We start from the raw sequence: 22,651 nt of genomic DNA, 5'->3' as shown, positions 1-22,651 counted from the left end.
CGGGACGCCCCCGGTCGGCCCAGGCCCCCGGTATCGGCCGGGGATCCCGGTCGGGGCGGGCCCCCGGTATCGGCCGGCCCCGACCGGGGCGGTCCCCGTACCGGCGGCCCGGCCGCCCCGGCTCAGCCGGGAAGACCGGCCGTCCGGGTCGTCGGACCCGTCGGCTCCTCCCGCTCCGAAGCCCGCGAGGAGCCGTCCAGCCGCGCCATCCTGCGCAGGGCCGCCGCGAACATCGCGTCGCCCATGACGATGCCGACCACGACCTCCTCGATGAGGTGCTCCCGCGCCGACCCCCGCGCCCCACGTGCGCCAGGTCGGCCCGCGCCACGGCCTCCGCCGCCGTCGCGTACGCGTCGAGCACCTCCGCGAAGCCGCCGTGCCCGATCCGGGACAGCGTCGCCGGCCCGGTGGCCAGGGCCCGCGCCTGCGGACTGTCGGGCGGGACATGCCAGTCCCGCTCCGTGATCCTGCGGCGCGGCCGCCCCTAGGCGTCCTCGCCGCCCTGCGCTCCGGCCGGGGGGCCGCCCCAGTGGAAGAGGGTCATGGCCACGCTGGTGGCCAGGTTGTAGCTGGAGACCTGGGGGCGCATCGGGAGGGAGACCAGGTGGTCCGCCCGGGCGCGCAGCTCCGGTGAGATGCCGTGCCGCTCGGAGCCGAAGGCGAGGAGGGCGTCGTCGGGGAGGGTGAGGCCGCGGATGTCCGCGCCCTCCGGGTCGAGCGCGTACAGCGGCCCGGCCGGCAGCTCCTCAAGGGCGAGCCGTTCGACCGTGGTGGCGTAGTGCAGGCCGGCGCCGGCCCGGACCACGTTGGGGTGCCAGGGGTCGAGGTCGCCACGGGTGACGACGCCCGTGGCGCCGAAACCGGCGGCGAGGCGGACGACGGCGCCGACGTTGCCGAGGTTGCGCGGGTTGTCGAGGACCACGATCGGCGCCGGCCGGGGCCGCCGGGCCAGCGCCGCCCGCCCGGCGGCCCGGTCGGGCCGGACGGCGAGCGCCGCGACGCCGGTCGGGTGGACGCGGGGCAGCAGGTCCTTGAGCGGGGCCCGCAGCACCAGCCGTCCCACCTCCGGGGCCACGTCCGGAGCCAGCTCTGCGGCCAAGGCGCGTACGGCGTCGGGGTCGTCGGCGACGACCGCCCGAATCTCCGCGCCGAAGCGCAGGGCGTGCTTCAGCGCGTGGAACCCGTCGAGCAGGACGGCCCCGTCCCGCCCCGCCTCCTCCCGCCACCGGCGCACGGTCTCCTCGGGACTCCGCTGCTCACTCATGCGCCGACCCTACGACGCCGGGGGCGGGGCGCCGGCCCCAGCCCCGCGCTCCACCACCGCTGCCGTCACCACCCCTGCCGTCACCGCCGCGGCCTCGGCCGCCGCCGCCTCCGTCGCCTCCGTCGCCGTCAGCGCGCCGGCGCGCCGGGTTCCGCCGCGACGGGCTCCTGCGGGGCCCGGGGCTCCTGCTCCGCCCCGGGCTCCCGCGCGACCGGCACCCGTACCCGCCCTCGGCCCGGCCCCCGCCCCCGTACGGGACGCAGCGCCGCGGCCCGCGCCCCGAGCCACACCAGGAAGGCCGTCGGCAGGAACACCGCGTCGGCGGCGATCATCGCCAGCGAGAAGAAGGGCAGCCCCAGCAGCAGCGCGATGCCCGCGTGCTCCAGCATCATCACCGCCAGCAGCACGTTCTTCACGCGCCGGTCGAACAGCGTGAACGGGAAGGCGACCTGCACCGCCACCGTCCCGTACGACAGCAGCATCACCAGCGTCCCGCTGCCCGCCAGCAGCCCGGACAGCCCCGGCCACGGCGTGAAGTAGTCCAACCCGAGCGGGTAGTACAGCGCGGTCCCGTCCTGCCAGCGCGACCCCTGGATCTTGTACCAGCCGGCCGTCGCGTAGATCAGGCACACCTCCGCCATGATCACCAGCATTCCGGCGTTGTGCAGCACGTTCGCCAGTACGTCGAGCACCGCCCGGGCGTCGCCGTCCGGCTCGAAGCGGTCGACCAGCCACCACAGCCCGAGCCCGACCCACAGCGCGGCGAACGCGGCCAGCCAACCGGTGCTGAACCGCCCGATCAGCGCCCCGTACGCCAGTACGACGCCCAGCACGCCCCACAGCACCGGCCCCGCCGCGCCCGCCGAGGCGCTGCCGCGCAGCCGGACCCGGCGCGCGTCCAGCGACCACACCTGAGCGCAGCGGGTGAGGACCAGGTAGATCGCCATCAGGTGGATGACGTTGTCCCCGCCGTCGCCCATGAAGACGCTGCGGTTCTGCAGGGACAACACGCCGACCATGAAGACCACGGACGTCGCACGGGTGCGCCAGCCCAGCACCAGCAGCAGGCTCGCGAGCACGGAGAGGGCGTAGACGATCTCGAACCACAGCGTGGAGTCCGACCACATCAGGACCGTGAACGCCCGGTTCGAAGCGATGAGCCGCTCGGCCAGCTGCCAGCTCCACGGGCTGTCGGGCCCGTACAGCTCGTGGCGGTTCGGGAGCTCGCGCAGCAGGAAGAACAGCCAGGTCCCGGCGAAGCCGATGCGGACCACGGCGCTCTGGTACGGGCCCAGCGCCCGCCCCGTCACCCGGGTCAGGGCGGCGGCCGCCCGGGCCCGGGGACCCGGCCGCTTCACACCGTCCACCACGGCAGCTCCCGGTAGTACGTCTGGGTGTCCGTCTTCTCGGTGCTCCAGCTCGGCGCCGCGACGGCGGCGGTCGCCGAGCGCAGCTGGATCCGCTCGATCCGGCGGCCGGCGGCGCCACTGCCCTCGCCTTCGGTGATCCGGTCCAGGGCGATCCGGCGCAGGTATTCCTCGGCGAGCGCGCCGCGGTCGCCGTTCGGGCGGTTGTTCTCGTCGTGGGAGCCCGTGAAGAAGTCCCAGGCGCGACGCAGCTCGTTCTGCTCGGTGTGGCTCGGCAGCAGGCTGTGCCGGATGGCAGCGCCGTCCTCGGCGGACAGGTCGCGCCAGCCTCCGGTGACCACATCGCCCCCGGGGGCGCGGACCTCGGCCCGCACCTGCACGGAGATGTTCTGCTGGAGGGGGTTGGGCGCGAAGAGCTTCCAGTTCTGTTCGAACTCGGGATAGACCCATCCGTCGACCAGGTCCGCGTGCTGCTTGCTCAGCGTGTTCGAGGGCGCGACGTGCAGGAAGACGAGCGCCAGGTGCAGGCCGGCGGCGACGGCCACGGCCGCCAGCCCCAAGGCCGCCACGATCCGGTACGGGGTGGGCAGGCCCGCCATGCCGGGGGTCCGGGGCGGCGCGGCGGGCCCGTCCGGCCCTTCGGACGGGGCCGGATCCGGGCCGGAATCCGGGGCGGGATCCAGTACGGGATCCGCGGCCTCCGGTGGCGCCGCGCGGGCGTCCTCCGCCGGGCCGGAAGGTGCCGGAACGGCCGTCGGAAGGACTCCTTCCGCAGGCCCGTGCTCGTTCGAAACCATCCCGCCCCGATCATCCGGCGTCCACAGGGTTGCCCACAGAGGTTGACACCCTACGGGCCGCCGTCTCACCATTGAAGAGGATGAACCGAACGATCGGTCGGTCGGGCGGACGGAAGAATCTGACAGGGAGCCGAGATGGTCGCAGTGACCCCGGAATCGGGCCCGGGCACGGCAGCGGCGGCAGGCGCGACGGGCGGCATCGAGGAAGACCTCGTCGCGCAGCTCGCCGCGGCCTTCGACGCCGCGGTGGCGGCGGACGAGCGCGTGGAGCCGCGCGACTGGATGCCCGACGAGTACCGCGCCTCGCTGGTCCGACAGATGGCCCAGCACGCCCACTCGGAGATCATCGGCATGCAGCCCGAGGCCAACTGGATCACCCGGGCGCCCTCGCTGCGCCGCAAGGCGATCCTGATGGCCAAGGTGCAGGACGAGGCGGGCCACGGCCTCTACCTCTACAGCGCCGCCGAAACCCTCGGCACCAGCCGCGACGAGCTGCTCGACAAGCTCCACGCCGGCAAGCAGAAGTACTCCTCGATCTTCAACTACCCCACCCTGACCTGGGCGGACGTCGGCGCGATCGGCTGGCTCGTGGACGGCGCGGCGATCACCAACCAGGTGCCGATCTGCCGCTGCTCCTACGGCCCGTACGCCCGCGCCATGGTCCGCATCTGCAAGGAGGAGTCCTTCCACCAGCGCCAGGGGTACGAGTTGCTCCTCGCCCTCTCGCAGGGCACCGAGGCGCAGCACGCGATGGCGCAGGACGCCGTGAACCGCTGGTGGTGGCCCTCCCTGATGATGTTCGGCCCGCCCGACGACGAGTCGGTCCACTCCGCCCAGGCGATGGCCTGGCGGATCAAGCGGCACTCCAACGACGAGCTGCGCCGGCGCTTCGTGGACATCGCCGTCCCGCAGGCCGAGTCCCTCGGCCTGACCCTGCCCGACCCCGACATCAAGTGGAACGAAGAGCGCGGGCACCACGACTTCGGCGCCATCGACTGGTCGGAGTTCTGGAACGTGCTCAAGGGCAACGGCCCGTGCAACGAGCAGCGGATCAACCAGCGTCGGACGGCGCACGAGGAAGGCGCCTGGGTCCGCGAGGCCGCGGCGGCCTACGCCGAGAAGCACACCAGCACCGGACGAGAGGTACAGGCATGACGCAGAACTGGCCCCTGTGGGAGGTGTTCGTGCGCTCGCGCCGCGGCCTCTCGCACACGCACGCGGGAAGCCTGCACGCCCCGGACGCGGAGATGGCCCTGCGCAACGCCCGCGACCTCTACACGCGGCGCGGCGAGGGCATCTCCCTCTGGGTCGTGCCCTCCACGGAGATCATCGCCTCCTCGCCGGACGAGCGGGACCCGTTCTTCGCGCCGTCCGCCGACAAGCCCTACCGGCACCCCACCTTCTACGACATCCCCGAGGGGGTGCGTCACCTGTGAGCAGCACCGACACCACCCTCCTCACCGGCTCGACGGCCGCGGCCGCGCTCGCCCTCGGCGACGATGCGCTGATCCTCTCCCACCGCCTGGGCGAATGGGCCGGTCACGCCCCCGTCCTGGAGGAGGAGGTGGCCCTCGCCAACATCGCCCTCGACCTGCTCGGCCAGGCGCGCGTCCTGCTGTCCATGGTGGGCGACGAGGACGAACTGGCCTTCCTCCGCGAGGAGCGGTCCTTCCGCAACCTCCAACTGGTCGAGCAGCCCAACGGCGACTTCGCCCACACCATCGCCCGGCAGCTCTACTTCTCCTTCCACCAGCACGAGCTGTACGGGGCGCTGGCCGCCGGGAACGGCCCGTTCGCGGCGCTGGCGGCCAAGGCCGTCAAGGAGACCGCCTACCACCGCGACCACGCCGAGCAGTGGACCCTGCGCCTCGGTGACGGCACGCAGGAGAGCCGCCGGCGGATGCGGGCCGGGCTCGACTCGCTGTGGAAGTACACCGGCGAGATGTTCCGGCCCCTCACCGGACTGGACGGATCCGACGGCCTCGACGGGTCCGACGGCCTCGGCCTGGACCGGGCCGACCTGGAGGCTCGCTGGCTGACCGCCGTGGGCGGCGTCCTGGAGCGGGCAGGCCTCGCCCTTCCCGAAGGGCCGCGTACGGGGGCCTGGGCCGCCGGCGCGGGCCGCGAGGGCCTGCACACCGAGCCGTTCGGGCGGCTCGTCGCGGAGATGCAGCACCTGCACCGCAGCCACCCGGGAGCGTCCTGGTGACCGGGACCGCGGGAGCCCTGGGCATGACCCGCCTGGAGGCGGAGCTGGCCGAACTCGCCGGCTCCGTCCCCGACCCGGAACTGCCGGTGCTCACGCTCGCCGAGCTGGGCGTGATGCGCGGAGTCCGAATGCACCCGGACGGGCACGCCGAGGTCACCCTCACCCCGACCTACACCGGCTGTCCGGCGATCGAGGCCATGTCGGCCGACATCGAGCGGGTGCTGACCGGCCACGGCATCCCCGAGGTGCGGGTCGTCACCGTGCTCGCCCCGGCCTGGTCGACCGACGACATCAGCGCCGAAGGCCGGCGCAAGCTGGCCGAGTTCGGCATCGCGCCGCCCCGTCCGCACGCCGCCGGCGGGGCGGTCCCGCTGACCCTGTCGGTGCGCTGCCCCCAATGCGGCTCCACCGACACCGAGCTGCTCAGCCGGTTCTCCTCCACCGCGTGCAAGGCGCTGCGCCGCTGCGTCGCCTGCCGCGAACCGTTCGACCACTTCAAGGAGCTGTAGATGGCCGTGTCTGTGCCCTCGGCGGACCCGGGCCCCACGCGCCCCGCACGCCACGGCGCCTTCCACGCGCTGACGGTGGCGGCGGTCGAGCGGCTCACCGACGACTCGGTGGCGCTCACCCTCGCCGTGCCCCCGGAACTGCGCGAGGAGTACCGGCACGCGCCCGGCCAGCACCTCACCCTGCGCCGCACCGGCTCCGAGGGCGGCGGCGTCCGCCGCACCTACTCGATCTGCTCGCCCGCCCCGACCGTCGCAGGCCCGGGCCCCGTCGCGCTGCGGGTCGGGGTGCGGCTCGTGGAGGGCGGCGAGTTCTCCACGTTCGCGCACAAGGAGATCGCTGCCGGGGACGTGCTCGACGTGATGGTCCCGGCCGGTCGCTTCGTGCTGGACCCCGCCGCGGCCCCGGCCGCCGCGCACTACGCGGCCGTCGTCGGCGGCAGCGGGATCACCCCGGTCCTCTCGATCGCCGCGAGCCTGCTCGCCGCCCGGTCCGACGCCCGCTTCTGCCTGGTCCGCAGCGACCGTTCGGCCGCCTCGACGATGTTCCTGGACGACGTGGCGGACCTCAAGGACCGCTACCCCGACCGCTTCCAGCTGGTGACCGTGCTGTCCCGCGAGGAGCAGGAGGCGGGCCTGCCGTCCGGCCGGCTCGACCAGGCGCGGTTGACGGCCCTGCTGCCCGCGCTGCTGCCGGTCGCCGAGGTGACGGGCTGGTTCCTGTGCGGACCGTACGGACTGGTCCAGGGCGCCGAGCGGGCCCTGGGCGAACTCGGCGTCGCCCGTACCCGGGTGCACGAGGAGATCTTCCACGTCGAGGACACCGCGCCGCAGACCCCCGCCCCGAGCGCCGCGCCGTCCCGCGTGCGCGTCACCGCCCGGCTCGACGGCCGGTCGGGCACCTGGCCCGTCCAGGAGGGCGAATCCCTGCTGGACGCCGTGCTGCGGGGCCGCGCGGACGCCCCGTACGCCTGCAAGGGCGGCGTGTGCGGCACCTGCCGGGTGTTCCTGGTCGGCGGCGAGGTCCGGATGGACCGCAACTTCGCGCTGGAGGCCGAGGAGACGGACGCCGGGTTCGTGCTGGCCTGCCAGTCGCACGCGGTGAGCGAGGAAGTGGAGATCGACTTCGACCGCTGACCCGCCGGCCGGTGACCGCTGAACCGCGGAGCTGCCGGACGGCAGCGGCGCGGGACCCGGGCCGCCGAGCGAACCCGGACGGCCCGGGCCCTCCCCCCTGTGCAATTCCTCCCGCCTGCTCTATCTTGACGGACCGTCAGATACGCGAGCGGGACCGCTCCGGTGCACGCGGGAGGACAGGCAGTGGACTTCACCTTCACCGAAGAACAGCAGGCGGCCGTCGAGGCGGCCAAGGCCGTGTTCGCGGACGTCGCCCCCGACAGCGTGCCGAGCCCCGCACTCACCCCGGGCGCCGTCGCCGACGAGTTCGACCGGCCGCTGTGGGGCAGCCTCGCGGGGTCCGACCTGCTGAGCCTCGTCCTCGCCGAGGAACACGGCGGCGCCGGCCTCGACACCATCGCCCTGTGCCTGGTGCTGCGCGAGGCGGCGAAGGTACTGGCCCGGGTACCGCTGCTGGAACACTGCGCCACCGCCATGGCCGTCCAGGCCCACGGCAGCCCCGAACTGGCCTCCGCCCTGCTGCCCGGCGCCGGCGCCGGCACGCTGGTCCTGACCGTCGCCGCGCACGGCCGCACCGGCCACGACCCCGCCGAACTCGCCGTCATCGCCCGCCGCGACGGCGCCGAATGGACCCTGGACGGGGTGCAGACCTCCGTCCCCTGGGCGCACAGCGCCGACTGGATCGCCGTACCCGCCCACCGGGGCGACGGCGAGGCCGTGCTCGCGCTCGTCCCGCGGCCCGCCGGCGGGCTCACCCTCGCCGACCAGTACTCCACCAACGGGGAGCGGCTCGCGGAACTGACCCTCGACGGGGTCCGGGTGCCCACGACCCACCTCATCGAAGCCCCCGGCGCCTGGGACCGGCTCCGTCAGCTCCTCGCCACCGGAACCTGCGCCCTCGCACTCGGCCTCGGCGAGAGCGTCCTCACCATGACCAGCGAATACACCGGCAAGCGGGAGCAGTTCGGCTTCCCCGTGGCCACCTTCCAGGCCGTCGCCGTACAGGCCGCCGACCGCTACATCGATCTGCGCGCCATGGAGGTCACCCTCTGGCAGGCCGCCTGGCGCCTCGACGCGGCGACCGACGGCGCGGGCGGCCCCCTGCCCAGTTCCGGTGACGTGGCGGTCGCCAAGATCTGGGCCTCCGAGGGCGTACGCCGGGTCGTGCAGACCGCCCAGCACCTGCACGGCGGCTTCGGCGCCGACACCGACTACCCGCTGCACCGCTTCCACGCCTGGGCCAAGCAACTGGAGCTGCAACTCGGGCCGGCCGCGGCGCACGAGGAGGCCCTGGGCGACCTGCTGGCCGCCCACCCCCTCGCCTGAACCGGCCCGCGAGGGTGCCCTAGCAGAGCGTCAGAGCACGTCAGAGCACGAAGGCCGGGTTCCCGTTGTCCGTGACCATCGGGCGCCCGGCGCCCTCCCAGGCCTGCATTCCGCCGTCCACGTTCACGGCGTCGATGCCCTGGCGCACCAGGTACTGGGTGACCTGGGCCGAACGGCCGCCGACCCGGCACATCACGTGCACCCGGCCGTCCTCCGCGATGGCCTCGGTCAGCTCACCGAAGCGCGCCACGAAGTCGCTCATCGGAATGTGCAGCGCGCCCTCGACGTGCCCGGCCGCCCATTCGTCGTCCTCGCGGACGTCCAGGACAAAGCCTTCGGAGGGCACCGCGGCGGCGTCCACCGAGGGGAGCGGTCCGAAGTTCATAGCTGTCGCCTTCTCTCTTCGCGGATCTGGCCTGCCAACCTACCCGGCGAGGGCCTTCAGCTCCGCCTCGCGCTCGGAGACCTGCGCGAGCAGCTGCTCCGCGATCTCCTCCAGCAGCCGGTCGGGGTCGTCCGGCGCCATCCGCAGCATCGACCCGATCGCACTGTCCTCCAGCTCCCGGGCCAGCACGGACAACAGTTCCTTGCGCCGGGCCAGCCACTCCAGCCGGGCGTACAGCTCCTCGCTCTCGCTCGGCCGCGCGGCCGCCGGCACCGGACCGGCCGCCCACTCCTCGGCCAGCTCGCGCAGCGACTGCTCCTCCCCGCGCCCGTAGGCGGCGTTGACCCGCGCGATGAACGCGTCCCGGCGCTCGCGCTCGGCCTCGTCCTGGGCGAGGTCCGGGTGCGCCTTGCGGACCAGCTCCCGGTAGAGCCGACGAACCTCCTCCGAGGGCCGCACCCGCTGCGGGGGCTTGACCGACCGGCCGGTGAGCATCGCGGACGCGTCGTCCGGCATCCCGTCGGAGTCCAGCCAGTCGTGGAACAGCTCGTCGACGCCGGGCATCGGCATCACCAGGGAGCGCGCCTCACCGGCCCGCCGCAGGTCCTCGGGATCCCCGCTGCGCTCCGCCTTGGCCTCCGCGATCAACGCGTCGAGTTCGTCGAGCCGCGAGTACATCGGCCCGAGTTTCTGGTGGTGGAGGCGGGAGAAGTTCTCGACCTCGACCCGGAAGGTCTCGACCGCGATCTCGAACTCGATGAGGGCCTGCTCGGCGGCCCGCACGGCCCGGTCCAGCCGCGCCTCCGGACGCTCGTCGGCGGAGTCCGGGGGAGCCGCCGAGGCCGCGGAAGCCTCGGGCCCGCCGGGGACTGCCGGCTCGGGGTGCTCAGTGCGCTCGGGGTGCTCGGTCTGCTCGCTCACCCGGCCAGCCTACGGCCCGTCCGCCCGGGCGGTGTTTCACGTGAAACACCGCCCGGTTTCACGTGAAACGTCCCCGCGGGCTTCATGACGCACGCTCCCGGGCTCCGCCGGCACTCCCTCAGACCCCGGCCTCCGCCGCGATCCGCCCGGCCCGGACGGCCGCCACCAGGTCGGCGTGGTCCGCCTCGGTCCGGTCGGCGTACGCCATCGCGAAGGCGGCCATCGCCTCGTCCAACTCCTCGTTCTTGCCGCAGTACCCCGCCAGCAGCCGCGGATCGGCGCTGTGCGCGTGCGCCCGGGCCAGCAGGGCGCCGGTCATCCGCCCGTAGTCGTCGAACTCCGCGGCGGTCAGCGCCGCCGGATCCACGCTGCCCTTGCGGTTGCGGAACTGGCGCACCTGGAAGGGGCGCCCCTCCACCGTGGTCCAGCCCAGCATGATGTCGGACACCACCTGCATCCGTTTCTGCCCGGCCACCACCCGACGGCCCTCGTGTTCCTCCACCGCCGCGTCGAAGCCCAGCCCGGGCAGGTACGGCAGCAGCACCGACGGCCGGGCCTCCTTCACCTGGAGCACCAGCGGATCACCCCGGTGATCGAGCAGCAGCACCACGTACGAACGCGTCCCGACACTGCCCGTCCCCACCACCCGGAACGCCACGTCCTGGATCGCGTAGCGCGCCAGCAGCGGCAGCCGATCCCCCGACAGGGTCTGCAGGTACGGGCCCAACGAGGCCGCCACGGCCCCCGCCTCCTCGTCACCGACGCGGCGCAGCACCGGCAGCGCGTCGACGAAGCACCGCCCGCCGTCGGCCCCGATCTCGGTGGACCTGGCGGCGAACCGGGCCGAGGTGTTGTTGCGGGCCTTCGCGGAGACCCGTTCCAGCGTGCCGAGCAGGTCCCGGGCGTCGGTGTGCGAGACGAGCTCCTCGTCCGCGATGGCGTTCCACGCGTCGAGCGCCGGCAGCTTCGCCAGCAGCCGCATGGTCCTGCGGTACGCGCCCGCCGCGTCCAGCGCCGCCGCCCGGCAGGTGTCCTCGTCCGCGCCCGCCACCCGCCCGGCCAGCACCAGCGAGGTGGCCAGCCGCTTCACGTCCCACTCCCACGGCCCGACGACGGTCTCGTCGAAGTCATTGAGGTCGATGACGAGCCGGCCGCTCGCGTCCCCGTACAGACCGAAGTTGGCCGCGTGGGCGTCGCCGCAGATCTGCGCCGCGACGCCGGTCACCGGGCCTCCGGACAGGTCGTGCGCCATCAGCCCGGCCGCCCCGCGCAGGAACGCGAAGGGGTTCGCGGCCATCCGGCCCACCCGTATCGGGGTCAGCTCGGGAACCCTGCCCTCGTTGGACTCCTCGACGGCCCGCACCGCGTCGGGCCGGTCGGTGGGAGCCCCGAAATGGGCGTGGGCCGCACGCGGCACCCGCCGGCGCAGGGCTTTGCCGGCCTCCTTGGCCGAGCCCGCCAGCGGCCGCGGAGCGAACCCCTCGACCTGCGGAATCCGCCCGCCCGCGGGCTCCGACGACGCCGCCGTGATCGCGGCCGCGACCCCGCCGGCTCTCCCGCCCACCGTGCTCTGCTCCGGTACCGTCACCATGTCCCGCCGCCCCCGCACCTGTCGCTCGTGTCGGCCGAGGCGGCCGACTCCCTGCCGGCCCGGCCGTTTTCGGCCCGACCGTATCTAGAGCCCGGCATCCCTGGCCAGCAGGGCCGCCTGTACGCGGTTGTCGCAGCCCAACTTCGCGAGGATCCGGCTCACGTACGTCTTCACGGTGGCCTCGCTCATGTGCAGCCGGCCGCCCGCGTCCGCGTTGGACAGGCCCTCCCCGAGCAGGGCCAGCACCCCGCGTTCGCGTTCGCTCAGTTCGGCCACCCGCCGCCGGGCGGCCTCGCCCCGGCCGGCGACCCGGCCGGTCGCCAACTGGTCGACCACGTGCCGGGTCGCCGAGGGGGAGAGGTAGGCGTCCCCGGCGGCGGCCGCCCGGACCGCGCCGATGAGCTCGCCCGGCGCCGAGTCCTTCAGCAGGAAGCCCGCGCCGCCCTCACCGAGCGCCCGCAGCACGTTCTCCTTCTCACCGAAGGTGGTCAGGATCAACGCCCGCACGTCCGGTACGGCCCGCCCCAGCTCGCCCAGCGCGGTCAGTCCGTCCATGACCGGCATCTGGATGTCGAGGAGCACCACGTCGGGCGCGTGGGAGCGGGCGAGTTCCACCGCCTCCCGGCCGTTCCCGCCCTCCGCGACGACCTCGATGTCCGGCGCGGAGGTCAGGATCATCCTGATGCCCGCCCGGATCAGTGGCTCGTCGTCGGCGATCACGACTCTGATCACTTTGGCTGTCACCGCGCTCCTACTGCTTGACCTCGTAGGTCTGCTTCTCGACGAGCTTGCCGTCCCTGAAGCAGAACCGGAACACGTCGTCGGTGGACAGGTCGTCCGAGTCGTCCTCCGACAACAGCGCCAGACACTCCGCCCCCTCGGGCCGGACGGGCCCCTTACGGTCGAGGCCCGACGTCAGGATGCTGTCCCCGGAGGGCAGCCGGTCCCGGATCGTCTGCTCCGCCTCGCCGATCCGCACCGCGTCGTACTCGTCGCGGCCGATCATCGCCTTGTTCGCGGAGCCCACCAACAACGCCACCCCGGCACCCACGACGATCATCAGCAGCACGAGGGCCGCGACGGCGATCCCACAGCCCAGGGCCCAGCCCCCCGTCCGATTGCGCAGGGGCGTCGCCAGTTCGCGGTCCACCGCCGCCCAGTCCAGCGGCGGCGCTCCCTTCGCCGCCGTCGCCACGGCCTGCGAACGCTGCCCGAAGTCGTCGGCGACGTCGTCGACCAACCCGGCCGGCTCCGCGCCGTACGGGAGCACCCCGGCCACCCGGAAGCCCCCGCCCTCGGCAGCGGCCGCGTGCACCATGCCGCCGACCAACCGGGCCCGTTCCCGCAGCCCGGTGAGCCCCTGCCCGCCCGACACCACCTCGCCGACCCCGGGGCCGGCCGCCGGCCCGTTGGCGATCTCCACCACCAGGGAGTCGTCCTCGTACCGCAGTTCCACGGTGATCGCGGCCCCCGGAGCGTGCTTGTAGGCGTTGGTCAGCCCCTCCTGCACGATCCGGTACGCGGCGTGGTCGCAGGCCGCGGCCAGGGGACGGGGTTGCCCCGTCACCGAAAGTCGTACGTCGGTCCCGGAGCCCCGCGCCGCCTCCACGATCCCGCCGATCCCGGCGACCCCACGGGCGGCGGGCTGCGCCTCCTCCGCGGGCAGCGGCGCCTCCACCCCGTCCCGCAGGATGCCGACGACCTCGCGCAGTTCGTGCATCGCCGCAACGGAGGCCTGCCGCAGCACGCCGACCGCCTCGCGCTGCCGCTCGGTGATCGCTGGATCCACCTCCAGCGCCCCGGTGTGCACGGAGATCAGCGCCAGTTGGTGGCCCAGGCTGTCGTGCATGTCCTGGGCGATCCGCTGCCGCTCCCGCAGCCTGGCCTGCCCGGCCACCATCGTCCGCTCGCGCACGAGCTGGGCGTTGCGTTCCTGAAGGGCGCTCAGCAGGGTCCGGCGCTGGTGCCAGTACCGGCTGGCCAGACCCGGCATGACCGTCGACGCCAGGAACATCAGCGTGGAGAACACGATCACCAGCAGCGGACGCAGCTGCGACCACTGGTCGATGAGGCTGATGCCCACTTCCGCGACGAAGGCGACGACGAAGACGCTCAGCGCCCGACCGACGCCGACGATCCGCCGGCCCGCGGACCAGCCCAGCACGATCGTCACGAGAAACACACCGGGCAGCAGCCCGCTGGCCGCGGCGCCCACGATCAGGGTCGTCGCGGGCAGCCGCCGGCGCAGCAGCGTGAGCGCGACCACGAGCACGGCGGCCGCGGTCGTCTTCAGCCCGGAGCTCTGGCTGAGTTCGTCGACGCCCACGCCGAGCAGCGCTATCACCGCGGCGATCGTCAGGTCCCCCGCGAACGCGCCCCGGGACCAGGGCTCCGGCCCTGTCAGCCAGTCCCAGCCCGCCCGCGCTCTCGCCCTCGTATCCACCCGAGCGACCCTAGACACCCGCCACACCTCCGGTCAGCCTCCTTTCGTCGCAGCCCGCGCGACGAAAGTCGGACGGCGGGCGGACCGCGGCCGACGGACGGAAAACCGAAGGAATTCGGGGCGGCCGTGGCCCCGGCGGCGAACCCGCCGCCGTCACTCGGCCGTGCCCTCCTCCACGGGAGGGGCCCGATGGCCGACAATGCAGGAAGCCCCGATCCGGATTCCGGATCGAGGCTTCCTCGATGTGGGCGAGGGGGGATTTGAACCCCCACGTCCCGAAGGACACTGGCACCTGAAGCCAGCGCGTCTGCCGTTCCGCCACTCGCCCGAGCAGCTCTCCAGTGGATCTTCCCTTTCGGGCCGTTCCCCTGGCGACGTCGAAAGATTAGCACGTCGGACGGGGTGGATTCACATCGCTTTTTCGGCACTCCGGCAGGGCGTCCGGGACGGCCCCTCCCGCACTCCCCGCCGGGTGCGGGACACTGTCACCTGAGCACCCCTACGATCCCTTGTGAGCACCAACACTCCTGCGCACGGGACCGGAGGGGAACCAGCCGAATCCGCCACGCGTGGATACGATCAGTAAGCAGTACAGGGCGACAACGACGGAGGAGGTGCCCCATGGGAGTTCTGAAGCGGTTCGAGCAGCGACTCGAAGGTCTGGTGAACGGCACCTTCGCCAAGGTGTTCAAGTCCGAGGTCCAGCCGGTGGAGATCGCCGGAGCCCTCCAGCGGGAGTGCGACAACAACGCCACCATCTGGAACCGCGAGCGGACCGTCGTCCCGAACGACTTCATCGTGGAGCTCAGCGCGGGCGACTACGAGCGCCTGAGTCCCTACTCCGGCCAGCTCGGCGACGAACTCGCGGGCCTCGTCCGCGACTACGCCAAGCAGCAGCGGTACAGCTTCATGGGCCCGATCAAGGTGCACCTGGAGAAGGCCGACGACCTCGACACCGGTCTGTACCGGGTTCGCAGTCGTACGCTGGCTTCCAGCACCTCCCAGGACGGACCGCAGGCCGGGCAGCAACAGCAGCAGGGTCAGCAGGGCGGATACGGCTATCCGCCGGTCGCCGCCCCGCCCATGCCCTCGGGACCGCCTCCGGGCGGACCCGGCAACCGCCCGGGACCGGGCGGCCCGGCTCCCACCGGCGCCCCCGGCACCACGCGCCGCTGGATCGAGATCAATGGCACACGCCACCAGATCTCGCGCTCCACGCTCGTACTCGGCCGAAGCACCGAGGCCGATGTGCGGATCGACGACCCCGGCGTATCGCGCCGGCACTGTGAGATCCGGACCGGAACACCCCCGACGATCCAGGATCTCGGGTCCACCAACGGCATCGTGGTGGACGGACAACACACCACCCGCGCTACGCTCCGCGACGGCTCGCGGATCGTCGTGGGCAGCACCACCATCATTTACCGGCAAGCCGAAGGGTGAAGCGGGGGCAATGTCAGAGCTGACCCTGACGGTCATGCGGTTGGGTTTCCTGGCCGTTCTGTGGCTGTTCGTCATCGTGGCCGTTCAGGTCATCCGCAGCGACCTGTTCGGCACGAGAGTGACCCAACGCGGCTCGCGCCGCGGCGGCGCCACCAGTGCGCCGCAGCAGGCCGGGCGGCAGTCCGCGCCACCCCAGCAGCGCCAGCGCCGGGGTGCGCCGACCAAACTCGTCGTATCCGAAGGCACCCTCACGGGCACCACGGTGGCCCTCGCCGGCCAGACGATCACGTTGGGCCGTGCCCACGACTCCACGATCGTGCTGGACGACGACTACGCCTCCAGCAGGCATGCCAGGATCTACCCCGACCGTGACGGCCAGTGGATCGTCGAGGATCTCGGGTCCACCAACGGCACGTATCTCGACCGGACCCGGCTCACCACCCCGACGCCCATTCCGCCGGGCGCACCGATCCGCATCGGCAAGACCGTCATCGAGCTGCGGAAGTAGTACGAGAATGAGCGAGCGGAGCGAGCGAGCCGCGGCGGTCCGTCCCACCGGGGACACGGACCCGAGCGCGCTCCCGACCGGAGGGTGGGCAGTGTGGCTCGAGACCGGTTGTACCCGGAGGCAGCGTCGACAGGGCAGGTGCGCATGAGTCTGTCCCTGCGTTTCGCCGCCGGATCGCACAAGGGCATGATCCGCGAGGGCAACGAGGACTCCGGCTACGCCGGTCCCCGGCTCCTCGCGATCGCCGACGGCATGGGCGGCCAAGCCGCCGGCGAGGTCGCCAGCTCCGAGGTGATCTCGACCCTCGTGCAGCTCGACGACGACGTCCCGGGCTCCGACATCCTCACCGCGCTCAGCGTGGCCGTGCAGCGGGCCAACGACCAGCTGCGCGTGATGGTCGAGGAGGACCCCCAACTGGAGGGCATGGGCACCACGCTCACCGCCCTGCTGTGGACCGGTCAGCGCCTCGGGCTCGTCCACGTCGGTGACTCGCGCGCCTACCTGCTCCGCGACGGCGTCCTCACCCAGATCACCCAGGACCACACCTGGGTGCAGCGCCTCGTCGACGAGGGGCGCATCACGGAAGAGGAAGCCACCACCCACCCGCAGCGCTCGCTCCTCATGCGGGCGCTGGGCAGTGGCGACATCGTGGAGCCCGACCTCTCGATCCGCGAGGTCCGGGCGGGTGACCGCTACCTCATCTGCTCCGACGGACTGTCCGGCGTCGTCTCCCACCAGACCATGGAGGAGACCCTCGCCGACTACCACGGCCCCAACGAGACGGTGCAGTCCCTGATCCAGCTCGCCCTGCGCGGCGGCGGTCCGGACAACATCACCTGCATCGTCGCGGACGTCCTCGACACCGACAGCGGCGACACCCTCGCCGCCCAGCTGAACGACACCCCGATCGTCGTCGGCGCGGTCGCCGAGAACCAGCACCAGCTCTTCGACGGCGGCAACGCCATGCAGACCCCGGCCGGACGCGCCTCCGGCCTCGGCCGGCAGGCCGCTCCGCCCGCCGGGTCCTTCGGCCCTCCCGGCAGCGGCGAGGCCCAGGGTTACGGACACCCCGACCAGAACCCGGGCGGCGGCGGTTACGGCAGCTTCGGCGAACCCGACGCCTACGAAGCCGACGCGCAGTACGAGGACACGTACGACCACCCGCGCAGGCGCCGCAGCAAAGGGCGCAAGTGGACCACCCGCACCCTGATCCTGCTGATCGTGGCCGGTGTCGTGGGTGGTGGGCTGTACGCGGCGCACCGGTGGACGCAGACCCAGTACTACATCGGCGTCAAGGGCGAGCACGTCGCGGTGTACCGCGGCATCAGCCAGAACCTGGCCTGGATCCACCTCTCCAAGGTGGAGACGGATCACCCCGACATCGAACTGAAGTACCTGCCGTCCTTCAAGCGCAAGCAGGTCGAGGCCACCATCACCGAAGGCAGTCTCAACGGCGCCCGCAAGAAGGTCGACGAGCTGGGCACCCAGGTCGCGGCCTGCAAGAAGGACGAGACCCGCCGCGCCGCCGAGGCGCAGAACAACCAGACGCCCGGCCCCGTTCTGACTCCCACGGAGCAGACGATGGCCGGTCTGTGCGAAAAGCAGTAGAGATACGCGGGCACAGGGGGCCTGCCACACCATGAGCGTTGTCACCAACACGACCACCATCGGCGCCATCGAGGCGCCGAGCCGGCGGAACACCGAGCTCATGCTGCTCGTCTTCGCCGTGGTCATCCCGATCTTCGCGTACGCCAACGTCGGCCTGGCGATCCACGACGAGCTCCCTCCGGGCATGCTGCTGTACGGGCTCGCCCTCGCCGTGCTCGCCGGCATCGCGCACTTCATCGTGCGCCGCTACGCGAAGTACGCGGACCCGCTGCTGCTGCCGATCGCCACGCTGCTCAACGGTCTGGGTCTCGTCCTGATCTGGCGGCTCGACCAGTCGGAGCGGTTGCAGAAGCTCGCCAAGAACAACTTCGGCGCCTTCTCGGAGTCCGCGCCGCGGCAGATGATGTACACGGCGATGGCCATCGCCCTGTTCGCCGTGGTGCTGCTGGTCCTCAAGGACCACCGCGTGCTCCAGCGGTTCACGTACATCTCCATGGCCGGCGCGCTGATCCTGCTGATCCTGCCGGTCGTCCCGGGTCTGGGCGCGGACGTCTTCGGCGCCAAGATCTGGATCAGCGTCGGTGGTTTCTCCATCCAGCCCGGCGAGTTCGCGAAGATCGTCATCGCGGTGTTCTTCGCGGGCTACCTCATGGTCAAGCGCGACGCCCTGGCGCTGGCCAGCCGCCGGTTCATGGGCCTCTACCTGCCGCGCGGACGCGACCTCGGCCCGATCCTGATGATCTGGGCGATGAGCCTGCTCGTCCTCGTCTTCGAGAACGACCTCGGCACCTCGCTGCTGTTCTTCGGCATGTTCGTGATCATGCTGTACGTGGCCACCGAGCGGACCAGCTGGATCGTCATCGGTCTGCTCATGTCGATCGGCGGGGCCGTGGTCGTCGCGTCCTTCGCGAGCCACGTCCAGGCCCGTGTCGACGCCTGGCTCGACCCCTTCGGTTGCTACGCGACGTCGGGGGCCTGCGAGCAGGTCGGCCAGTCGATCATGAGCTTCGGTTCCGGTGGGGTGCTCGGCACCGGCTGGGGACAGGGCAACTCCGACCTCATCGGCTTCGCCGCGAACTCCGACTTCATCTTCTCCACCGTCGGCGAGGAACTCGGCCTCACCGGCGTCATGGCCTTCCTCCTGCTCTACGGCCTGATCATCGAGCGGGGCGTGCGCACCGCCCTCGCCGCCCGCGACCCCTTCGGCAAGCTCTTCGCCATCGGGCTCTCCGGCGCCTTCGCCCTGCAGATCTTCGTCGTCGCCGGCGGCGTCATGGGCCTCATCCCGCTCACCGGCATGACCATGCCGTTCCTCGCGTCGGGCGGCTCCTCGGTCCTCGCGAACTGGGTGCTCATCGCGATCCTCATCCGGATCAGCGACACCGCACGCCGACCCGCCCCGGCCCCCGCCCCGTCCCCCGACTCCGAGATGACCCAGGTGGTCCGCCCGTCATGAACAAGCCCCTGCGCCGCATCTCGCTGTTCTGCGGGCTGCTCGTCCTCGCGCTGCTCATCCGGACCAACTGGCTGCAGTACGTCCAGGCCGAGGACCTCAGCACCCGCAAGGAGAACCGTCGGGTCCTGATCGCCCAGTACGCCACCGAGCGCGGCAACATCATCGTGCAGGGCGGGCAGCCCATCACGGGTTCCGCGGAGACCCCCGGCAGCGACTTCAAGTTCAAGCGGACCTACGTCGACGGCCCCCTGTGGGCGCCCGTCACCGGGTACGCCTCGCAGGTGTTCGGCTCCACCCAGCTGGAGAACATCGACGACGGCATCCTCACCGGCAACGACGACCGGCTGTTCTTCGACCGCACGATCGGCATGTTCACCGGCGAGAAGAAGCAGGGCGGCAACGTCGTCACCACCCTGAACGCGGCCGCCCAGAAGGCGGCCTTCACCGGTCTCGGCAACCGCAAGGGCGCCGTCGCCGCCATCGACCCGCGCACCGGCGCCATCCTGGCCCTGGCGAGCACCCCGTCCTACGACCCGTCCAGCTTCGCCGGGTTCTCCCAGGCCGACGGCAAGGCCTGGGCCGATCTGAACGCCAGCCCGGACAAGAACCTGGTCAACCGCGCCCTGCGCGAGACCTACCCGCCGGGCTCCACCTTCAAGGTGGTCACCGCCGCCGCCGCGCTCGAGAACGACGTCGTCACCGACATCAACGCGCCGACCGACACCCCCGAGCCCTACATCCTGCCCGGCACCCGCACGCCGATGGTCAACCACGCGAGCGGCTGCGAGAAGGCCAGCCTCAACGAAGCGCTCCGGGTGTCCTGCAACTCGGTCTTCGCGAACCTGGGCGACAAGGTCACCCGCGACAAGATGGTGCAGACCGCCGAGAAGTTCGGCTTCAACGACACCATCGACACCCCGGTCCGCGCCTTCGCGAGCGTCTACGACAAGACCATGGGCCGGGACGGCAACGCCCAGAGCTCCATCGGCCAGTTCAACACCGCCGCCACCCCCCTTCAGATGGCCATGGTCTCCGCCGCCATCGCCAACGACGGCAAGCTGATGAAGCCGTTCATGGTCGACCAGCTGACCGCGCCCAACCTCGACGTGATCGAGAAGCACGAGCCGCAGGAGATGAGCCGACCCCTCTCCGCCGCGAACGCGCAGAAGCTCCAGCAGATGATGGTCAACGTCGTCGACAAGGGCACCGGCAGCAACGCCAAGATCAAGGACACCGTCGTCGGCGGCAAGACCGGTACCGCTCAGCACGGCGAGAAGAACGCCAAGCGCCCCTACGCCTGGTTCATCTCCTACGCCGAGAACCCCGACGGCACCTCGCCGGTCGCGGTCGCCGTGGTCATCGAGGACAGCGGCGCCGACCGCGAGGACATCAGCGGCGGCGGTCAGGCGGCTCCCGTCGCCAAGGCCGTCATGGAAGCCGTACTGAAGAACAAGGGATGACACGCGGGGGCGGGGTCCGAGTGCCCGGTACCGGTCCGATATCAGCCTGTGGTCACGAACGGATCACCGACGATCGGCCGGTAGCCTTGCCGCGAACAGCACACCGCCGGACCACACACCGGTGCGGTCGGGACTGACGGAGAGGGCTGCAAACGTTATGGAAGAGCCGCGTCGCCTCGGCGGCCGGTACGAGCTGAGCCACGTGCTCGGCCGTGGTGGCATGGCCGAGGTCTACCTCGGCCACGACACCCGGCTCGGCCGTACCGTCGCCGTCAAGACCCTGCGCGCCGACCTCGCCCGCGACCCGTCCTTCCAGGCCCGGTTCCGCCGTGAGGCCCAGTCGGCCGCGTCGCTCAACCACCCGGCGATCGTCGCCGTGTACGACACCGGCGAGGACTACGTCGACAACATCTCCATCCCGTACATCGTGATGGAGTACGTCGACGGCTCGACCCTGCGCGAGCTGCTCCACTCCGGCCGGAAGCTGCTGCCCGAGCGGACCCTGGAGATGTGCATCGGCATCCTCCAGGCCCTGGAGTACTCGCACCGTGCCGGCATCGTGCACCGCGACATCAAGCCCGCCAACGTGATGCTGACCCGGACCGGACAGGTCAAGGTCATGGACTTCGGCATCGCCCGCGCCATGGGCGACTCCGGCATGACGATGACGCAGACGGCCGCCGTGATCGGCACCGCCCAGTACCTCTCCCCCGAGCAGGCCAAGGGCGAGCAGGTCGACGCGCGCTCGGACCTCTACTCCGCGGGCTGCCTGCTCTACGAGCTGCTGTGCGTCCGGCCGCCGTTCGTCGGGGACTCCCCGGTGGCCGTGGCCTACCAGCACGTCCGCGAGGAGCCCCAGCCCCCGTCGAACTTCGACCCCGAGATCACGCCCACGATGGACGCCATCGTCCTCAAGGCACTGGTCAAGGACCCCGACTACCGCTACCAGTCCGCGGACGAGATGCGGGCCGACATCGAGGCCTGCCTCGAAGGCCAGCCCGTCGCCGCCACCGCCTCCATGGGAGCGGCCGGGTACGGCTACCCCGACCAGGGCGGCTACGGCCACCAGGGCTACGACCAGCCCACCACCGCCCTGCGCTCCCCCGACTCGGGCCAGACCTCGATGCTGCCGCCGATGCCCCCGGGCGACAACGGCTACGGGGACCAGGGCCACGGCGGCGGCTACGACCAGAACGGCCACGGCCGCCGCCAGAAGAAGAGCCGGGCCTCCACGGTCCTGCTCGTCCTCGCCGGCGTGCTGGTCCTGGTCGGCGCGATCCTGATCGGCCAGGCCCTCTCCAGCAACACCGCCGACAACCGGCCCAACGTGCCGAAGTTCATCGGCGACACCCTCGAATCGGCACAGGGCCGGGCCCAGAGCGTGGGCCTCAAGGTGGTCAAGGAGGGCGACGAGCCCTGCGACAACCAGCCGAAGGGCAACATCTGTTCGCAGGTCCCGGCCGCCGACCTGAAGGTCGACAAGGGCACCGAGGTCAAGGTGAAGGTGTCCGCGGGCGCCCCCAAGGTCCCGGTGGTCGACGTGGTGCGCATGAAGTACGAGCTCGCCGAGTCCACGCTGAAGAGCAAGAACTTCCAGGTCGAGAAGGAACTCAGGGAGTCGTCCGACGCCAGCCCGGGCATCGTCCTGGAGCAGAACCCCAAGAGCGGGACCGAGGCCGAGAAGGGCTCGGTCATCAAGTTGATCGTCTCCAAGGAAGTCTCCAAGGGCACCGTCCCGGACCTCACCGGGAAGACCCGGGAGGAAGCGATCAAGCTGCTCACGGCCGCCAAGCTGAAGCTCGGCAGCACCACCGAGGTCGAGCAGCCCGGGGCGGCGCCCAAAACGATCGTCCAGCAGCAGTACCAGCCGGGTGAGCAGCTGACCAAGGACACCCCGGTCAACGTCAGCATCGCCAAGGCGGCGGCGGCGCCGACCCCGGTACCGCTGCTGTTCGGTCGGACGGTGGCCCAGGCCAAGGACGACCTCAAGCGGGCGGGCCTGGTCTTCGGATCGGTGCTGTCCGGCCCGGCGGACGAGAACGCCACGATCCTGCAGTCCGACCCCACGGCCGGTACCCCGCAGCCGGCGGGCACCGTCATCAACGTCCACACCTCGCCCGGCAGCGGCCAGGGCGGCCAGCAGGGCGGCGGGAACAACGGCGGCGGCGGAGGCTTCATCGGTGGCCTGGGCGGCCGCTGACCGCCCGCCCCACCCCGCACGAACAAGGCC

General features: G+C 72.0%; 21 protein-coding genes and 1 tRNA gene. 12 read left to right on the top strand and 10 right to left on the bottom strand.

The annotated features are described in order from the left end of the window. Positions 1–122 precede the first annotated feature (122 nt). From AB0D46_RS01370 to AB0D46_RS01355, 4 genes are all read right to left on the bottom strand, one after another. Positions 123–260, bottom strand: coding sequence for a hypothetical protein (locus tag AB0D46_RS01370; RefSeq protein ID WP_362875180.1), 138 nt, complete (start codon positions 258–260; stop codon positions 123–125). A 224-nt stretch (positions 261–484) separates the two neighbouring features. Beyond that, the gene (locus AB0D46_RS01365; RefSeq protein ID WP_362875179.1) at positions 485–1,264 is read right to left on the bottom strand and encodes an RNA methyltransferase; all 780 of its coding nucleotides are present in this window, start codon (positions 1,262–1,264) and stop codon (positions 485–487) included. A gap of 128 nt (positions 1,265–1,392) precedes the next feature. After that, entirely contained in the window at positions 1,393–2,622 is a 1,230-nt protein-coding gene (locus AB0D46_RS01360) for an HTTM domain-containing protein (protein WP_362875464.1), read from the bottom strand. Continuing rightward, positions 2,619–3,500 carry a DUF5819 family protein gene (locus tag AB0D46_RS01355; RefSeq protein ID WP_362875178.1) on the bottom strand — a complete coding sequence of 294 codons (882 nt, stop codon included), beginning with the start codon at positions 3,498–3,500 and terminating at the stop codon, positions 2,619–2,621. The genes AB0D46_RS01360 and AB0D46_RS01355 overlap by 4 nt, the downstream gene beginning before the upstream one ends. Positions 3,501–3,563: 63 nt before the next feature. On the opposite strand from AB0D46_RS01355, the gene paaA reads away from it, so the two are divergent. From paaA to AB0D46_RS01325, 6 genes are all read left to right on the top strand, one after another. After that, positions 3,564–4,583, top strand: a complete 1,020-nt coding sequence (paaA, locus tag AB0D46_RS01350) for a 1,2-phenylacetyl-CoA epoxidase subunit PaaA (RefSeq protein WP_362875177.1) — start codon at positions 3,564–3,566, stop codon at positions 4,581–4,583. Next, a complete protein-coding gene (paaB, locus tag AB0D46_RS01345) occupies positions 4,580–4,864 on the top strand; it encodes a 1,2-phenylacetyl-CoA epoxidase subunit PaaB (RefSeq protein ID WP_362875176.1) in 285 nt (94 codons plus the stop codon). The genes paaA and paaB overlap by 4 nt, the downstream gene beginning before the upstream one ends. Further along, positions 4,861–5,637 carry a 1,2-phenylacetyl-CoA epoxidase subunit PaaC gene (gene paaC, locus AB0D46_RS01340; RefSeq protein WP_362875175.1) on the top strand — a complete coding sequence of 259 codons (777 nt, stop codon included), beginning with the start codon at positions 4,861–4,863 and terminating at the stop codon, positions 5,635–5,637. Before paaB ends, paaC begins: the two co-directional genes overlap by 4 nt. A 23-nt stretch (positions 5,638–5,660) precedes the next feature. Next, entirely contained in the window at positions 5,661–6,146 is a 486-nt protein-coding gene (paaD, locus tag AB0D46_RS01335; protein ID WP_362875463.1) for a 1,2-phenylacetyl-CoA epoxidase subunit PaaD, read from the top strand. Continuing rightward, positions 6,147–7,280 (top strand): 2Fe-2S iron-sulfur cluster-binding protein, encoded by a 1,134-nt coding sequence (locus AB0D46_RS01330; protein ID WP_362875174.1) that lies wholly within the window; start codon positions 6,147–6,149, stop codon positions 7,278–7,280. Positions 7,281–7,463: 183 nt separating this feature from the next. Next, positions 7,464–8,606 (top strand): acyl-CoA dehydrogenase family protein, encoded by a 1,143-nt coding sequence (locus AB0D46_RS01325; RefSeq protein WP_362875173.1) that lies wholly within the window; start codon positions 7,464–7,466, stop codon positions 8,604–8,606. A 40-nt stretch (positions 8,607–8,646) separates the two neighbouring features. Here the strand turns inward: AB0D46_RS01325 and AB0D46_RS01320 are convergent, their stop codons facing one another. The 6 genes from AB0D46_RS01320 to AB0D46_RS01295 all read right to left on the bottom strand — a co-directional run bounded on the left by AB0D46_RS01320 (position 8,647) and on the right by AB0D46_RS01295 (position 14,274). Beyond that, complete coding sequence (locus AB0D46_RS01320) at positions 8,647–8,991, bottom strand: rhodanese-like domain-containing protein (protein ID WP_362875172.1); 345 nt, start codon at positions 8,989–8,991, stop codon at positions 8,647–8,649. 39 nt (positions 8,992–9,030) lie between these two features. Further along, a complete protein-coding gene (locus AB0D46_RS01315) occupies positions 9,031–9,786 on the bottom strand; it encodes a J domain-containing protein (RefSeq protein WP_362875462.1) in 756 nt (251 codons plus the stop codon). A gap of 244 nt (positions 9,787–10,030) precedes the next feature. Next, positions 10,031–11,503, bottom strand: a complete 1,473-nt coding sequence (locus AB0D46_RS01310) for a DUF2252 domain-containing protein (protein WP_362875170.1) — start codon at positions 11,501–11,503, stop codon at positions 10,031–10,033. A gap of 84 nt (positions 11,504–11,587) precedes the next feature. Next, positions 11,588–12,247 (bottom strand): response regulator transcription factor, encoded by a 660-nt coding sequence (locus AB0D46_RS01305; RefSeq protein ID WP_362875169.1) that lies wholly within the window; start codon positions 12,245–12,247, stop codon positions 11,588–11,590. A gap of 7 nt (positions 12,248–12,254) precedes the next feature. Continuing rightward, positions 12,255–13,946 carry a histidine kinase gene (locus AB0D46_RS01300; protein WP_362875167.1) on the bottom strand — a complete coding sequence of 564 codons (1,692 nt, stop codon included), beginning with the start codon at positions 13,944–13,946 and terminating at the stop codon, positions 12,255–12,257. Positions 13,947–14,191: 245 nt separating this feature from the next. After that, positions 14,192–14,274: transfer RNA gene (locus tag AB0D46_RS01295), tRNA-Leu, on the bottom strand. 293 nt (positions 14,275–14,567) lie between these two features. Here AB0D46_RS01295 and AB0D46_RS01290 point away from each other — a divergent pair. The 6 genes from AB0D46_RS01290 to pknB all read left to right on the top strand — a co-directional run bounded on the left by AB0D46_RS01290 (position 14,568) and on the right by pknB (position 22,621). After that, the gene (locus AB0D46_RS01290) at positions 14,568–15,389 is read left to right on the top strand and encodes a DUF3662 and FHA domain-containing protein (protein WP_362875166.1); all 822 of its coding nucleotides are present in this window, start codon (positions 14,568–14,570) and stop codon (positions 15,387–15,389) included. Between the two features lie 10 nt (positions 15,390–15,399). After that, positions 15,400–15,897, top strand: coding sequence for an FHA domain-containing protein (locus AB0D46_RS01285; RefSeq protein WP_329382467.1), 498 nt, complete (start codon positions 15,400–15,402; stop codon positions 15,895–15,897). A 144-nt stretch (positions 15,898–16,041) separates the two neighbouring features. Then, entirely contained in the window at positions 16,042–17,505 is a 1,464-nt protein-coding gene (locus AB0D46_RS01280; protein ID WP_362875164.1) for a PP2C family serine/threonine-protein phosphatase, read from the top strand. A 31-nt stretch (positions 17,506–17,536) separates the two neighbouring features. Beyond that, positions 17,537–18,961 (top strand): FtsW/RodA/SpoVE family cell cycle protein, encoded by a 1,425-nt coding sequence (locus tag AB0D46_RS01275; RefSeq protein ID WP_362875163.1) that lies wholly within the window; start codon positions 17,537–17,539, stop codon positions 18,959–18,961. Beyond that, a complete protein-coding gene (locus AB0D46_RS01270) occupies positions 18,958–20,421 on the top strand; it encodes a penicillin-binding transpeptidase domain-containing protein (protein ID WP_362875162.1) in 1,464 nt (487 codons plus the stop codon). Before AB0D46_RS01275 ends, AB0D46_RS01270 begins: the two co-directional genes overlap by 4 nt. Positions 20,422–20,578: 157 nt before the next feature. Next, positions 20,579–22,621 (top strand): Stk1 family PASTA domain-containing Ser/Thr kinase, encoded by a 2,043-nt coding sequence (gene pknB / locus AB0D46_RS01265; RefSeq protein ID WP_362875161.1) that lies wholly within the window; start codon positions 20,579–20,581, stop codon positions 22,619–22,621. The last annotated feature ends 30 nt before the right edge of the window (positions 22,622–22,651 follow it).

This window comes from Streptomyces sp. NPDC048383 (assembly GCF_040651775.1).
GTDB lineage: Bacteria > Actinomycetota > Actinomycetes > Streptomycetales > Streptomycetaceae > Streptomyces.
This window is presented reverse-complemented; position numbering and strand designations above follow the sequence as displayed.

What these genes read in the sequence shown, in the direction of transcription:
- AB0D46_RS01365 (WP_362875179.1), bottom strand. Translation starts at nt 1,264, where the DNA reads ATGAGTGAGCAGCGGAGTCCCGAGGAGACCGTGCGCCGGTGGCGGGAG.
- AB0D46_RS01355 (WP_362875178.1), bottom strand. Translation starts at nt 3,500, where the DNA reads ATGGTGAGACGGCGGCCCGTAGGGTGTCAACCTCTGTGGGCAACCCTG.
- paaA (WP_362875177.1), top strand. Translation starts at nt 3,564, where the DNA reads ATGGTCGCAGTGACCCCGGAATCGGGCCCGGGCACGGCAGCGGCGGCA.
- paaB (WP_362875176.1), top strand. Translation starts at nt 4,580, where the DNA reads ATGACGCAGAACTGGCCCCTGTGGGAGGTGTTCGTGCGCTCGCGCCGC.
- paaD (WP_362875463.1), top strand. Translation starts at nt 5,661, where the DNA reads ATGACCCGCCTGGAGGCGGAGCTGGCCGAACTCGCCGGCTCCGTCCCC.
- AB0D46_RS01330 (WP_362875174.1), top strand. Translation starts at nt 6,147, where the DNA reads ATGGCCGTGTCTGTGCCCTCGGCGGACCCGGGCCCCACGCGCCCCGCA.
- AB0D46_RS01320 (WP_362875172.1), bottom strand. Translation starts at nt 8,991, where the DNA reads ATGAACTTCGGACCGCTCCCCTCGGTGGACGCCGCCGCGGTGCCCTCC.
- AB0D46_RS01310 (WP_362875170.1), bottom strand. Translation starts at nt 11,503, where the DNA reads ATGGTGACGGTACCGGAGCAGAGCACGGTGGGCGGGAGAGCCGGCGGG.
- AB0D46_RS01290 (WP_362875166.1), top strand. Translation starts at nt 14,568, where the DNA reads ATGGGAGTTCTGAAGCGGTTCGAGCAGCGACTCGAAGGTCTGGTGAAC.
- AB0D46_RS01285 (WP_329382467.1), top strand. Translation starts at nt 15,400, where the DNA reads ATGTCAGAGCTGACCCTGACGGTCATGCGGTTGGGTTTCCTGGCCGTT.
- AB0D46_RS01280 (WP_362875164.1), top strand. Translation starts at nt 16,042, where the DNA reads ATGAGTCTGTCCCTGCGTTTCGCCGCCGGATCGCACAAGGGCATGATC.
- AB0D46_RS01275 (WP_362875163.1), top strand. Translation starts at nt 17,537, where the DNA reads ATGAGCGTTGTCACCAACACGACCACCATCGGCGCCATCGAGGCGCCG.
- AB0D46_RS01270 (WP_362875162.1), top strand. Translation starts at nt 18,958, where the DNA reads ATGAACAAGCCCCTGCGCCGCATCTCGCTGTTCTGCGGGCTGCTCGTC.
- pknB (WP_362875161.1), top strand. Translation starts at nt 20,579, where the DNA reads ATGGAAGAGCCGCGTCGCCTCGGCGGCCGGTACGAGCTGAGCCACGTG.